We start from the raw sequence: 13,523 nt of genomic DNA, 5'->3' as shown, positions 1-13,523 counted from the left end.
CCGGCAAGGATCAGATCCAGATCACTTTTTGTAAATGCCCGCTTCCAGCACGACGTCGCCGACGCGCAGGATATAGGTGGTCTTCGGCTCGATCTTGCCGCTGCTGGGGTTCTTGTACATATAGTCGACCCAGCCCTTGCCCTTTTTCGCGGCCAGCTCGATGATCTCGCGCCGGTATTTCTTGCCGCTGGCGTCGGGCACGTCGACCAGGTCCTTGCCGACGATGGAGGGATTGATCGGGTGCGCCAGCACGATGCCGGTATTGATGTCGCGCATGTCCACATACAGCGAACCTTGCACGAAGTCGGGATGGGCGGCGCTGATCTTCTTGATCATCTCGTCCTTGCCATGGACCTTGAGGAAGGCCGCGCCTTTTTCCGCCATGGCGATGGCTTCCTTCTCGCCCGGTTCGGTGGTGGCGGCGGCCGTGGCGAAGGCCAGGCCGAGCAGGGCGCCAGTCAGTAAGTGTTTCATTGCAGCTCCTTGGTGAAGGTGGGGGTGACGGTATTTCCCAATTGCATTGGCTACTGTACGCCGTCGCGGTGCGCTGGAATTTGCGATGGCGCAAGCTTGCGATAAGGCACGCAATTTCTGTGCAGCCATTGATCTTTGGCAATTTGCGGCGCGGCCGATTTCCTAGCATGGAGTACTGCCCAACCCCATCAGGAGACCCGTCATGAGCGCCTTGTCCGTGCCCGAAAAATTCAAGCCCTATACCCGGCAATCGATCCAGCAGGCGCGCCAGTGGGAGTGGCTACCCTTCGAGTTGCGCGAAGCGGTGCAGGTGGTGTCGCGCGTGCTGCCCTTTCGCACCAATGAATACGTGATGAACCACCTGATCGACTGGAACAATGTGCCGGACGATCCGATCTACCGCCTGACCTTTCCCCACCGCGACATGCTGCACGAGGACGAATATGCGCGGCTGCGCGAGCTGGTGCTGGTGCGGCGCGACGAGGAGGAGATCGCGCGCTACGCCCACAGCATCCGCATGCGCATGAATCCCCATCCGGCCGGCCAGATGACGCACAATGTGCCGCGCGTGAACGACGCGCCGCTCAAAGGCTTGCAGCACAAGTACAAGGAGACCGTGCTGTTCTTCCCCAGCGCCGGCCAGACCTGCCACGCCTACTGCACCTTCTGCTTCCGCTGGCCGCAGTTCGTCGGCATGGACGATATGAAGTTCGACGCGCGCGAAACGCATGAACTGGTGGCCTATCTGAAAAGCCATCCTGATGTGACGGACGTGCTGATCACCGGCGGCGATCCGATGATCATGAATACGCGCTCGCTGGCCGAATTCATCGAACCGCTGCTGGCGCCGGAGCTGGCGCATATCCAGAACATCCGCATCGGCACCAAGTCGGTGGCGTATTGGCCGCAGCGCTTCGTCAGCGACCGCGACGCCGACGACTTGCTGCGCCTGTTCGAGAAGGTGGTCGCCGCCGGCAAGAACATGGCCATCATGGGCCACTACAACCACGCCGTTGAACTGCGCCAGGAGATCGCGCAGAAGGCCGTCAAGCGTATCGTCGGCACCGGCGCCACCCTGCGCATGCAGGGGCCGCTGATCCGCCACATCAACGAAGACCCGAAAAGCTGGGCCGAGCTGTGGACCACGGGCGTGCGCCTGGGCGCGATTCCCTACTATATGTTCGTCGAGCGCGACACCGGCCCGCGCGAATACTTCCAGCTGCCGCTGGCGCGCGCGCATGAGATTTTCCAGCAGGCTTACCAGATGGTGTCGGGCCTGTCGCGCACCGTGCGCGGGCCGTCGATGAGCGCCTTCCCCGGCAAGGTGGTGATCGACGGCGTGGCCACCATCGCCGGCGAAAAGGTGTTCGCCCTGCAGTTTCTGCAGGCGCGCAATGCGGACTGGGTGCGCAAGCCTTTCTATGCCAAGTTCGATGAGAACGCCACCTGGCTCGACCACCTGAAGCCCGCCTTCGGCAAAGAGAAGTTCTTCTTCGAGAGCGATGAAGCGGCGCCTGAACGCAAGGTGATTCCGCTGTCCCTGGCCGCTGCCGCGCGCGCCCATGCCGGCAGCCAAAGCAACGCGGCCTGAGCGCGCCATGCCCAGTGTTGAAGCCTGCCGCCGGATTGCGCCAGCATCTGTGCCGGCACCTGCGCCAGCGCCGCCCGCGTCGCCAGCGGCCGACCAGGCGCGTCCGGCGCTGCGTCAGTTATGGCGGGGGCGCGAGCGCGTGCCGGGCACGCTGTCCGGCGCGGCGGTGCTATTCCTGGTCTTCCTGCCGTTCGCGCTGGGCCATGCGCTATCGAGCCTGCTGCGCACCGTGAACGCCATCGTCGCGCCGCAGATGATGGCGTCGGTGGCGCTGACCCCGGCCCAGCTAGGCCTTCTCACCAGCGCCTACTTCCTGGCCTTCGCCCTGTTCCAGCTGCCGGTGGGCGTGCTGCTCGACCGGCACGGGCCGCGCCGCGTGCAATGCGTGCTGCTGCTGGTCGCGGCGGCCGGCACCCTGGCCTTTGCCTGGGGCCAGAGCTTTGCCCAGCTGCTGTGCGCGCGCGCCCTGATGGGCTTCGGCCTGGCGGGCTGCTTCATGGCGGCGGTGAAGGCGGTATCGACCTGGATCGCGCCGGCGCGCCTGCCTTCGGTGCAAGGCTATCTGATCGCCGGCGGCGGCCTGGGCGCCGCCGCCGCCACGCTGCCGGTGCGCCTGGCCTTGCAGTTCACCGACTGGCGCGGCCTGTTCGTCTGGCTGGCCGCCGCCTGCGCCGTCACCGCGCTCGCCATCCTGCTGCTGGCGCCCACGCCGCCGGCTACCGCGCCCAAACCCTTCAGCTGGAAAGTGCTGGCCGACGTCTACCGCCATCCGGTCTTCCGCCAGACGGCCTCGCTGGTGCTCATTCCGCACACCGTCTTCTTCGGCATCCAGGGCCTGTGGGTGGCGCGCTGGCTGCGCGACGCGGGACACTATCCGGAGCAGAGTGTGGCCTGGCTGCTGTACCTGGCCATGGCGGCCCTGATCTTCGGCGCCATCGCGGTCGGCATGCTGACCGAATGGGCCGCGCGGCGCGGCATCGCGCCGCTCAATGTGGCGGCGGCCGGCATCGCGCTGTTCCTGCTGGTGCAGTTCGGCTTCGTATGCAACTGGCGGGCCGGCTACAGCCAATTGGCCGTGCTGTTCACGCTGGCCGGCACCATCACCGGCATCGAATACGCCATCGTGGCGCAGGCCATGCCGCCCGCGTTGACGGGCCGCGCCGCCACTTGCCTGAACCTCTTGATCTTCCTCGGCGCCTTTGTCGTGCAGGCCGGCTTTGGCCAGATCGTCGCCTTCTGGCCGCTCGATGCGCAGGGCCGCTATCCCGTTGTCGCCTATCAGGCGGCCTTCTGCGTGCTGCTCTTGCTGCAGCTTCCCGGACTGCTCCTGTTCCTGTTGCGCACGCGGCGCGCGAGGAGGGCGCTGGCGATCCAGTAAAATGGCGGAGTACAACTCCGAGGAAGACTATGAAACTGGTTCGTTACGGCCGTATCGGCAAAGAAAAGCCTGGCCTGATCGATGAAGAAGGCAAGCTGCGCGACCTGTCTGGCGTGATCGGCGATATTGGCGGCGAGCAGCTGTCGGACAAGGCCATGCGCAAGCTGGCCAAGATCGCCCCTGAAACCCTGCCCATCGTGCGCGGCAATCCGCGCTTCGGGGTGCCGGTCGCCAAGGTCGGCAAATTCATCGGCATCGGCCTCAATTACAAGGACCACGCGGCCGAAGCGGGCCTGCCGGTTCCGAAGGAACCCATCGTCTTCATGAAGGCGATCACCTGCCTGTCCGGCGCGGATGATCCCATCATGCTGCCGCAAGGCTCGAAGAAGACCGACTGGGAAGTGGAGCTGGGCATCGTCATCGGTACCCGCGCGCGCAATGTGAGCGAGGCCGAGGCCGAGAAATACATCGCCGGCTACTGCGTCGTCAACGACGTCACCGAACGCGAATTCCAGCTCGAACGCGGCGGCCAGTGGGACAAGGGCAAGGGCTGCGACACCTTCGGTCCGGTCGGCCCCTGGCTGGTCACGCGCGACGAGGTGTGGGACGTCAACCAGCTCGATCTTTACCTGGAACTGAACGGCAAGCGCATGCAGACCGGCAGCACCGAGAACATGATCTTCAAGGTGCCGCAGCTGGTAGCCTACCTGTCGCGCTTCATGACGCTGGAACCGGGCGACATCATCGCCACCGGCACCCCGCCCGGCGTGGGCATGGCGCGCAAGCCGAAGCGCTTCCTGAAGAAGGGCGACTTCCTGCGCCTGGGCATCGCCGGCCTGGGTGAACAGCAGCAGGACGTGATCGGCTTCCAGCAGTTCTAAGCGCAGCGCACGCTGGCCAGGGCGCGCTCCAGCGCGTCCTGCAGGCGCGAGACGATCTCGCCCAGATCCTTTTCCGTCACGGTGAACGGCGGCGCCAGCAGGATATGGTCGCCGCGCCGCCCGTCGATGGTGCCGCCCATCGGATACACGATCAGGCCGCAGGCCATGGCCTGCTCGCGGATCGCCATATGCAGCTTGAGGTCGGGATCGAAGGCGTGCTTGTTCTCGCGGTCCTGCACCAGCTCCATCCCCAGCAACAGGCCGCGGCCGCGGATATCGCCCACATGCGGATGGCCGCCGAAGGCGTCGCGCAGCATGCGCCGCAGCACGCCGCCGCGCACCGTCACGGCGCCCAGCAGGCAATCGCGCCGGATCACTTTCTGCACCGCCAGCGCCGCCGCCGCCGCGATCGGGTGGCCGGTATAGGTATGCCCATGCTGGAAGGCGCCGCTGCCGGCGCGCAGACACTCCACGATATGCTGACGCGCCAGCACCGCGCCGATCGGCGCATAGCCCGCGCCCAGGCCCTTGCCCAGCGTGACCAGGTCGGGCAGCACGCCTTCCTGCTCGACGGCGTACAGCGTGCCGGTGCGGCCCATGCCGCACATGACTTCATCGGCGATGAACAGGATGCCGTACTTGTCGCATAGCGCGCGCACGCCGCGCAAATAACCCGGCGTGGGCGGAATCGCGCCGCCCGTCGCGCCCACCACCGGCTCGGCGCAAAAGCCGATCACGCGTTCCGGCCCGGTTTCCAGGATCACGTCTTCGAGCTCGCGCAGCAGGCCGGCCGTGTACTCGTGCACATCCTGGCCGGGGCGGCGGTCGCGGTATTCATAGCAAGGCGCTACCCGCGCCACCTTCATCAGCAGCGGCTCGAAATGGCGGCGCCGCCACTCGTTGCCGCCCAGGGCCAGGGCGCCCAGGGTATTGCCGTGATAGCTTTGGCGGCGCGCGATGAAGACGCTGCGGCGCGGCTCGCCGCGCTCGACGAAATACTGGCGCGCCAGCTTGAGCGCCGTTTCGATCGCTTCCGAACCGCCCGAGGTCAGGTAGACGTGATCCAGGTCGCCCGGCGCGTCCTGGGCCAGGCGCAGCGCCAGATCCTCGGCCACTTCGCTGGTGAAGAAGGCCGTGTGCGCATAGGCCAGTTTGCCGATCTGCGCCTGCATCGCCGCCAGCACATCGGGATGGCCGTGGCCCAGCGAGGACACGGCTGCGCCGCCGCTTGCATCAAGATAGAGGCGGCCCTCGCTGTCGCGCAGATACAGGCCGCTGCCGCCATCGGCAACGGGCGGCGTGTGGCGCAGCTGGCGGTGGATAAGATGGCTCATGGTCCCCTCCTATGGTGTTGGAGAGCTGACGATACGCCCCGCCGCTAAAGGCGATTTTGATTTTTGCGGTATCGTATGCGATATTTTTCGCATTCCTACCACAGGCAGACGATGATAGAACGGCTTGGCCCCATTCCCTTTGCAGAGATGACAACGGCGCAGCAGGCCGCGGCGCAAGCCGTGATCGACGGCCCGCGCGGCTCGCTATACGGCCCCTTCGTGCCGCTGCTGCGCAGTCCCGAGCTGATGAGCTGCGCCCAACGCCTGGGCGAATACCTGCGCTACCGCAGCGCCATCGGCACCCGCCTGTCCGAGCTGGCCATCCTGGTCACGGCGCGCGCCTGGGACCAGCCGGTGGAATGGGCTATCCACGCCCCGATTGCCGCCGAGGCCGGCATCCGCCCCGACGTGATCGACGCCATCGCGCAACGCCGCGCGCCGTCCGGCCTGGCTGCCGACGAACAAGCCGTGTACGACTTCTGCACTGAACTCCAGCGCGACAAGCGCGTGAGCGACGCCAGCTACGCCGCCGCGTTATCCCAGTTTGGCGAACACGGCGTCACCGACCTGACGGGCCTGAACGGCTACTACGCCCTACTCGCCATGGTCATGAACGTCGCCCAAACCCCCGCCCCCGCCAGCAGCGCCCCGCCCCTGCCATAAAAAAACAGCCGAGTCCGTGTCCACCTTGGTGCCAGGCACCAAGGTGGACACGGACTCGGCCGTCCATCGCCGCGATTATTCCCGTTGAGTTCGTGTCCGATTGGTGCCTGGCACCAGGGTCCAGGGTGGACACGGGCTGAGCTGTTTAGGCGAGGATTTGGCGCAGCCAGGCGTTGAGGTGCTGGACTTCGTCCAGGCAGAGGGAGTGCTGCATCGGGTATTCGTGCCATTCGACTTGGTAGCCGAGGGTTTGCAGCAGCTCACGCGTGGCGAGGGCGCGCGCCACCGGCACCACCGGGTCCATGCGGCCGTGGGCCAGGAAGATCGGGGTGGCTTGGTTGGCGGCGTGGCGTTCGGCCGCGATCTTGTCGGCCAGCGGCATATAGCCGGACAGGCACAGCAGGCCGGCCAGCTTTTCCGGATGGCGCAGGCCGGTCTGCAGGGTCATGGCGCAGCCTTGCGAGAAGCCGGCCAGCACGATGCGCTCGGCCGGGATGCCGCGCGCCTTTTCGCGCGCGATCAGGGCTTCCACCTCCAACTGCGAGGCGCGCAGGCCGGCTTCGTCTTCCTGGCGGCCCAGGTCGGTGTGCACGATGTCGTACCAGGAGCGCATCACATAGCCGCCGTTGATCGTCACCGGCATGGTCTTGGCATGCGGGAAGATGAAGCGGATGGCGGGCAAGCCTTGCAGATTCAGCTCGTCGACCAGGGGCACGAAGTCGTTGCCGTCGGCGCCCAGGCCGTGCATCCAGATGATGGCGACCGTCGGCTGCTCGCCGGTCGTGATTTCGATATTGTCGAGTACTTGGCTCATCTTATTCCTTGGGAGGGCGCAGGGCCGATTTGGGGCGGAAGGTTTTGCTCACGGCCGGATCGGTTTCCATATACGGCCCGCCGATCAGGTCAACGCAGTAGGGCACGGCGGCGAAGATGCCGCCCACCAGCTGTTTGCCGTCGGCGTCTTTCAAGCCTTCCAGGGTTTCCTTGATGGCCTTGGGCTGGCCCGGCAGGTTCATGATCAAGGCGGCGTGGTCGGCCGTCTCGCGGATCACGGCCAGCTGGCGCGACAGGATGGCGGTCGGCACGAAGTGCAGGCTGATCTGGCGCATCTGTTCGCCGAAGCCGGGCATTTCCTTGGTGCCCACGGCCAGCGTGGCTTCCGGCGTGACGTCGCGCCGCGCCGGGCCGGTGCCGCCCGTGGTCAGCACCAGATGGCAGCGCGCCGTGTCGACCAGCTCCACCAGCGTCGCTTCGATCTGGCTGCGTTCGTCGGGAATCAGGCGCGTCTCGACGCGGAAGGGCGTGGTCAGCGCGCCGGCCAGCCAGTCTTGCAGGGCGGGGATGCCCTGGTCGGCGTACACGCCGCCGCTGGCGCGGTCGGAGATCGACACCAGGCCGATCACCAGCGGCGCATCATTCATCGTCGTCCTCGGACGCGTCCTCGTCGCCGGCCGGCGCGGCGGCGGCCTTGGCCTTGGCGTCCAGGTCTTTCAGGATCTGGAAGATTTCGCGGTAAGCCTTGGGCGGCTTGTGCTCGGCCTGCTCCTTGCGCGCATTGCGGATCAGGGTGCGCAGGTGCTGGGCGTCGAGTTCCTGGTGCTCGGCCAAGAGGACGGTCAGGGCGTTGTCGTCGGCCAGCAGCTTCTCGCGCCGGCGTTCGAGCGCGTGCAGGGCGGCCGTGTCGGCCTTGGAGGCGCCTTTCCAGCCTTCGATGGTGCGCTGGATGGCGGCCACTTCCTCTTCCGTCAGGCTGCGCATCTTCTTGCCGATGAATTGCATCTGGCGGCGGCGGCCTTCATGGTTCTTGATATTTTGGCATTCCAAAATGGCATCCCGCACGTCTTCCGGCATCGGCACCCGCTTGACGCGGTCGCGCGGCTGTTCGACCAGTTCCCGGCCCAGGTCTTGCAGGGCGTCGGATTGGCGTTTGAGTTCGGTCTTGGAAGGGCGCTCGTATTGTTCCTGGAATTCGGAGGATTGGAAGCCGACGGCGCCACGGTTTGCATTTGGCATGATAGAGAGGGCAAGCGTGAACTTGCCTGTAAAAACAGTAAACGGCTGCTATGATAACTGTTTTAACGCTTAGCCGACCAAAAACACCCCATGAGCGACTCCGTCTTTACCCATAGCCAGGACCAGTTGAAACAGCTTGCCCGCGACGTGTTAGCGTTTGCGCGCGAGAAGGGCGGCAGCGATGCCGCAGTCGAAATCAGCGAAGGCAGCGGCTTGTCGGTCTCGGTGCGCAAGAGCGCGATCGAAACGATCGAGCAAAATAAAGACAAGGGCATGGGCGTGACGGTCTTCATCGGCAAGAAGCGCGGCAATGCCAGCACCTCCGATTTCTCCCCCGCCGCGCTGCGCGCCACGGTCGACGCGGCCTACAATATCGCGCGCTTCACGGCCGAGGACGATTGCGCCGGCCTGGCCGACGCCGACATGCTGGAAATGGCGCCGCGCGACCTGAAGCTGTTCTATCCCTGGACCATCAGCACCGAGGAAGCCGTGGCCCTGGCCCAGCGCGCCGAGGCGGCCGCCTTCGCGGTCGATGCGCGCGTTTCCAATAGCGAAGGGGCCGGCGTGCATGTGCAGCAGTCGCATTTCGTGGCCGCCAATTCGCGCGGCTTCATCGGCGGCTACCCGTATTCGCGCCACACCCTGTCGGTGGCGCCGATCGCCGGCAAGGGCAAGCATATGCAGCGCGACGACTGGTACAGCTCGGTGCGCGACGCGCGCAAGATGGCCTCGCCGGAAGCGATCGGCCGCTACGCCGCCGAACGCGCGCTGGCGCGCCTGCATGCGCGCAAGCTGAGCACGCGCACCTGCCCGGTCTTGTTCGAGGCGCCGCTGGCCGCCGGCCTGCTGGGCGCCTTCGTGCAAGCGACCTCGGGCGGCGCGCTGTACCGCAAATCGACCTTCCTGCTCGACAGCCTGGGCCAGTCGGTGTTCCCCTCCCATGTGCAGATCAAGGAAGACCCGCATGTGGTGGGCGCCGTCGGCTCCGCCCCCTTCGATGAAGAGGGCGTGCGCACCGTCAAGCGCGACGTGGTCAAGGATGGCGTGCTGCAGGGCTACTTCCTGTCGACCTATTCGGCGCGCAAGCTGGGCATGCAAACCACCGGCAACGCGGGCGGTTCGCACAATCTGTCGCTGACCTCGACCTTGACCAGGAAGGGCGACGATTTCGAAGCCATGCTGCGCAAGCTCGGCACCGGCCTGCTGGTCACCGAGCTGATGGGGCAGGGCACCAATTACGTGACGGGCGATTATTCGCGCGGCGCTTCCGGCTATTGGGTGGAGAATGGCGTGATCCAGTATCCGGTGGAGGAAATCACCATCGCCGGCAATATGAAGGAAATGTTCCAGCAGATCGTCGGCATCGGCAGCGATGTGCTGGTGCGCGGCACCAAGCAGACCGGCTCCATCCTGATCGAGAAGATGGTTGTTGCGGGTAATTGAACGTTGTAACGAAGGAACGATCGCGTCCGATATTTTGATTGCAAGCCGGTAGGGCTTTCCCTACACTGTCTCCAGCATAACAAAGCTGTAAGGTTTTCCGTCACGCAGAAAAATCCTTAGGAGACACATCGCATGGAACGTCGTTCTTTCCTGAAAAAAGCCGCGGCGGGCGCGGGCGCCGGCGTGGTGGCCGCGCCGGCCCTGGCCCAGGGCCAACCCACCATCAACTGGCGCCTGGCGTCGAGCTTCCCCAAATCGCTCGACACCATCTTCGGCGCCGCCGACATCTTCATCAAGCGCGTTGCCCAGCTCACCGGCGGCAAGTTCAATATCCGCTCGTTCGCGGCCGGCGAGATCGTGCCGGGCTTGCAGGTGATGGATGCGGTGCAGGCCGGCACGGTGGAAATCGGCCATAGCGCCTCCTACTATTACTTCGGCAAGGATTCCACCTTCGCCTTCGACTGCGCCGTGCCCTTCGGCCTGACCTCGCGCCAGCACACGGCCTGGTACGACCAGGGCGGCGGACGCGAACTGACGCGCGCCTTCTTCAAGGATTACGGCATCCTCAATTTCCTGGGCGGCAATTCCGGCACCCAGATGGGCGGCTGGTTCCGCAAGGAAGTCAAGACCGTGGCCGACCTGAAAGGCACCAAGATGCGCGTCGGCGGCTTCGCCGGCAAGGTGCTCGAGCGCCTGGGCCTGGTGCCGCAGCAGCTGGCCGGCGGCGATATTTATCCGGCGCTGGAAAAAGGCACGATCGACGCTGCCGAATGGGTCGGCCCCTACGACGACGAGAAGCTCGGCTTCTACAAGGTGGCGCCGTTCTACTACGCGCCGGGCTGGTGGGAGGCGGGCGCCTCCTTCTCCTTCTACGTCAACATCAAGGAATGGGAAAAGCTGCCCAAGGAATACCAGGCCGCGATCGAAGTGGCGACTTATGAAGCCCACGTCGTGATGCAGGCCGAATACGACGCCAAGAACCCGGCCGCGCTGGCGCGTCTGCTGAAAAACGGCGTCAAGCTGCGCAACTTCCCGAAAGACACGATGGACGCCTGCTACAAGGCCGCCACCGACGTCATGAACGAGGAAGCGGCCAAGAACGCCAAGTTCGCCAAGATCTACGAGCCGTGGAAGCGCTTCCGCCAGGACCAGAACCAATGGGCCTCGGTGGCCGAAGCGACCATGCAGAACTACCTGATCAGCGCTGGCCGCGGCGGCAAATAAGCCCGCAACAGCTGAGTCCGTGTCCGATTGGGGTCTGACCCCAATCGGACACGGACTCAGCGGTGGCATCAGGCGCGCAGCGCGCGCAGGATCGGTTGCAGTACGGCGGCGCCGAGCTTGGCGCTGCGGGCGCCGTTCCAGCCGCGTTCTTCGTCCGGGTCGTTGGCGTTGTCCTTGAACGGCAATTCCAGCGTCAGCGACAGGCAGCCGAACAGGTGGGTGATGTGCGGCGAACCCATGGTCAGCACTTCGGGCGTGAACGGGCCGTCGGGATAGCCGAACTCATCCTGGAAGTCGGGGCTGGCGAGCTTGAAGTCGGCGATGAAGCTGTCTTGCGCGGCTTTCTGCTCGGCCGTGAAATTCTCCAGCGAATCGCTGCCGGCCACGAAGACGTAAGGCAAGCCTTCGTCGCCGTGCACGTCGAGGAAGAGGTCGCAACCGATTTCCTGCATCTTCGCTTTGACCAGGAACACTTCCGGGCTGCGTTCCATGCTCGGCGTATTCCACTCGCGGTTCAGGTTGGCGCCGGCCGCGTTGGTGCGCAGATTGCCGCGCACCGCGCCGTCCGGGTTCATATTCGGCACCACGTAGAACACGGCGTCCTTCAGGCACTGGCTGGCGAACGGGTCGGCCGGGTCGAGCAGGGCTTCGAGCATGCCTTCGACGAACCACTCGGCCATGGTTTCGCCCGGATGCTGGCGCGCGATGACCCACACCTTTTTCTCGGCTTCGGGATCGCCCACCACCAACAGGTTCATGTCGCGGCCTTCGACCGTGCTGCCCAGGTCCACCAACTGGGCCAGCGGCGACAGCTGGGCGCTGTCGAGCAGGGACAGGTGGCGCTCCCACGAGTAGGGCTCGAAGTAGGCATAGTAGACGCTGTCGAACTCGGGCGCATGGTCGACCGTCATCACCTTGCCGTCATAGCTGGTCGGCACGCGGAACCAGGTGTCGCGGTCGTAGCTGGCCACGACCTGGTAATCCTTCCAGCCGTCCGGATAGGCGGCCTGGCCGGCGTTGAGGAAGCGGATGGTGAGCGGCACCGCTTGCGCGCCCTGGACGCGGAAATAGAACCACTGGGTGATGTCGGCGTGGGAATCCTTGCGGATGTTCAGGTCGATATCGCCGGCGCTGGTCACGCTGACGACGTCGATGGCGCCAGCGTCGAACTGGCTGCTGATTTTGATAGACATTGTGTGTCCCTGGCTGGTGGATAAGGCGCCGGCGGCGCAAAGGCGACATGATACCGCCTCGCCGCGCCGCGCGCATCCACACCCCTGATGCATCTGACAATCTTTCCGCCGAAACAGCTACAATGAACCGGCAGCAGCGCGATTCGATGACACACAAGAATATATTGGAGACATCTATGCAACGCCGTTCCTTCCTGAAGAAGACCGCCATCGGCGCCGGCGCCGGCGCGCTGGCCGTGCCGGCCCTGGCCCAGGGTGGCCAGGTCAACTGGCGCCTGGCTTCGAGCTTCCCGAAAACCCTGGACACGATTTACGGCTCGGCCGACCAGTTCGTCAAACGCGTGGCCGAGTTGACGGGCGGCAAATTCCAGATCCGCCAGTTCGCCGCCGGCGAGATCGTGCCGGGCCTGCAGGTGATGGACGCGGTGCAGGCCGGCACGGTGGAAATGGGCCACACCCCGGCCTACTACTATTTCGGCAAGGACCCCACCTTCTGCTTCGACTGCGCCGTGCCTTTCGGCCTGACTTCGCGCCAGCAGACGGCGTGGATGGACCAGGGCGGCGGCCGCGAGCTGCTGCGCGAGTTCTACAAAGGCTACGGCATCGTCAATTTCCTCGCTGGTAATACCGGCACCCAGATGGGCGGCTGGTACCGCAAGGAGATCAAGACCGTGGCCGATATGAAGGGCTTGAAAATGCGCGTGGCCGGTTTCGCCGGCCGCGTGATGGAGCGCATGGGCGTGGTGCCGCAGCAGATCCCGGCGGGCGACGTCTACGCCGCGCTGGAAAAAGGCACGATCGACGCCGCCGAGTGGGTCGGCCCCTACGACGATGAAAAGCTCGGTCTGGTGCGCGTGGCGCCGCACTACTACACGCCGGGCTGGTGGGAGGCCGGGCCGCAGCTCTCGTTTTACGTGAATATCAAGGAGTGGGAAAAGCTGCCCAAGGAATACCAGGCCGCGCTGGAAGCGGCGAGCTACGAATGCCACGTCAGCATGCAGGCCGACTACGACGCCAAGAACCCGGCCGCCCTGGCGCGCCTGATGAAAAACGGCGCCAAGCTGCACAACTTCTCGAAAGAGATCATGGACGCGGCCTATAAGACCTCGACTGCCGTGATGGAGGAAGAGGCGGCGAAGAACGCCAAGTTCAAAAAGATTTACGAACCGTGGAAGCGCTTCCGCCAGGACCAGAACCAGTGGGCCTCGGTGGCCGAGGCGACCATGCAAAATTACCTGATCAGCATCGGCCGCCGCTGAGCAGTTCAGCATGCGGCACGGTGTTGCGCAATGGTGGTGTGAAGCAACATAATGACTCTAATCAATATGG

13 protein-coding genes are annotated in these 13,523 nt (G+C 65.0%); 7 read left to right on the top strand and 6 right to left on the bottom strand.

The window, feature by feature from the left end:
- Positions 1 to 21: 21 nt before the first annotated feature.
- A complete protein-coding gene (locus tag FHS03_RS18365; RefSeq protein ID WP_183442396.1) occupies positions 22 to 474 on the bottom strand; it encodes a cache domain-containing protein in 453 nt (150 codons plus the stop codon).
- 202 nt (positions 475 to 676) lie between these two features.
- On the opposite strand from FHS03_RS18365, the gene FHS03_RS18360 reads away from it, so the two are divergent.
- From FHS03_RS18360 to FHS03_RS18350, 3 genes are read left to right on the top strand one after another with little or no spacing between them, the layout of a single operon-like run.
- A complete protein-coding gene (locus FHS03_RS18360; RefSeq protein ID WP_183442395.1) occupies positions 677 to 2,065 on the top strand; it encodes a KamA family radical SAM protein in 1,389 nt (462 codons plus the stop codon).
- A 7-nt stretch (positions 2,066 to 2,072) separates the two neighbouring features.
- A complete protein-coding gene (locus tag FHS03_RS18355; protein WP_183442394.1) occupies positions 2,073 to 3,443 on the top strand; it encodes an MFS transporter in 1,371 nt (456 codons plus the stop codon).
- A gap of 29 nt (positions 3,444 to 3,472) precedes the next feature.
- Entirely contained in the window at positions 3,473 to 4,324 is an 852-nt protein-coding gene (locus FHS03_RS18350; RefSeq protein WP_183442393.1) for a fumarylacetoacetate hydrolase family protein, read from the top strand.
- Here FHS03_RS18350 and FHS03_RS18345 read toward each other — a convergent pair.
- On the bottom strand, positions 4,321 to 5,658 hold the full coding sequence (locus FHS03_RS18345; RefSeq protein ID WP_183442392.1) for an aspartate aminotransferase family protein: 1,338 nt from the start codon (positions 5,656 to 5,658) through the stop codon (positions 4,321 to 4,323). The two genes, FHS03_RS18350 and FHS03_RS18345, sit on opposite strands and share 4 nt — an antisense overlap.
- A gap of 111 nt (positions 5,659 to 5,769) precedes the next feature.
- On the opposite strand from FHS03_RS18345, the gene FHS03_RS18340 reads away from it, so the two are divergent.
- Positions 5,770 to 6,321, top strand: a complete 552-nt coding sequence (locus FHS03_RS18340; protein WP_183442391.1) for a carboxymuconolactone decarboxylase family protein — start codon at positions 5,770 to 5,772, stop codon at positions 6,319 to 6,321.
- Positions 6,322 to 6,466: 145 nt separating this feature from the next.
- Here the strand turns inward: FHS03_RS18340 and FHS03_RS18335 are convergent, their stop codons facing one another.
- The 3 genes from FHS03_RS18335 to yjgA are packed head-to-tail and all read right to left on the bottom strand — an operon-like array spanning position 6,467 to position 8,334.
- On the bottom strand, positions 6,467 to 7,135 hold the full coding sequence (locus FHS03_RS18335) for an alpha/beta hydrolase (protein WP_183442390.1): 669 nt from the start codon (positions 7,133 to 7,135) through the stop codon (positions 6,467 to 6,469).
- A 1-nt stretch (position 7,136) separates the two neighbouring features.
- Positions 7,137 to 7,742, bottom strand: a complete 606-nt coding sequence (mog, locus tag FHS03_RS18330) for a molybdopterin adenylyltransferase (protein ID WP_183442389.1) — start codon at positions 7,740 to 7,742, stop codon at positions 7,137 to 7,139.
- A complete protein-coding gene (yjgA, locus tag FHS03_RS18325) occupies positions 7,735 to 8,334 on the bottom strand; it encodes a ribosome biogenesis factor YjgA (RefSeq protein ID WP_183442388.1) in 600 nt (199 codons plus the stop codon). The genes mog and yjgA overlap by 8 nt, the downstream gene beginning before the upstream one ends.
- Positions 8,335 to 8,424: 90 nt before the next feature.
- Between yjgA and pmbA the strand changes: the two genes are divergently transcribed.
- Entirely contained in the window at positions 8,425 to 9,777 is a 1,353-nt protein-coding gene (pmbA, locus tag FHS03_RS18320; RefSeq protein ID WP_183442387.1) for a metalloprotease PmbA, read from the top strand.
- A gap of 132 nt (positions 9,778 to 9,909) precedes the next feature.
- The gene (locus tag FHS03_RS18315) at positions 9,910 to 11,001 is read left to right on the top strand and encodes a TRAP transporter substrate-binding protein (protein ID WP_183442386.1); all 1,092 of its coding nucleotides are present in this window, start codon (positions 9,910 to 9,912) and stop codon (positions 10,999 to 11,001) included.
- 68 nt (positions 11,002 to 11,069) lie between these two features.
- Here FHS03_RS18315 and FHS03_RS18310 read toward each other — a convergent pair whose 3' ends face one another.
- Complete coding sequence (locus tag FHS03_RS18310; RefSeq protein ID WP_183442385.1) at positions 11,070 to 12,194, bottom strand: M14 family metallopeptidase; 1,125 nt, start codon at positions 12,192 to 12,194, stop codon at positions 11,070 to 11,072.
- Positions 12,195 to 12,370: 176 nt separating this feature from the next.
- Between FHS03_RS18310 and FHS03_RS18305 the strand changes: the two genes are divergently transcribed.
- Positions 12,371 to 13,453 carry a TRAP transporter substrate-binding protein gene (locus FHS03_RS18305; RefSeq protein ID WP_183442384.1) on the top strand — a complete coding sequence of 361 codons (1,083 nt, stop codon included), beginning with the start codon at positions 12,371 to 12,373 and terminating at the stop codon, positions 13,451 to 13,453.
- Positions 13,454 to 13,523: the final 70 nt, after the last annotated feature.

Origin of the sequence: Pseudoduganella violacea (genome assembly GCF_014191875.1) — a bacterium.
Taxonomy (GTDB): domain Bacteria; phylum Pseudomonadota; class Gammaproteobacteria; order Burkholderiales; family Burkholderiaceae_D; genus Rugamonas; species Rugamonas violacea_A.
Note: the sequence above shows the minus strand (reverse complement) of the source record. Positions and strands in the feature narration are given on the sequence as shown.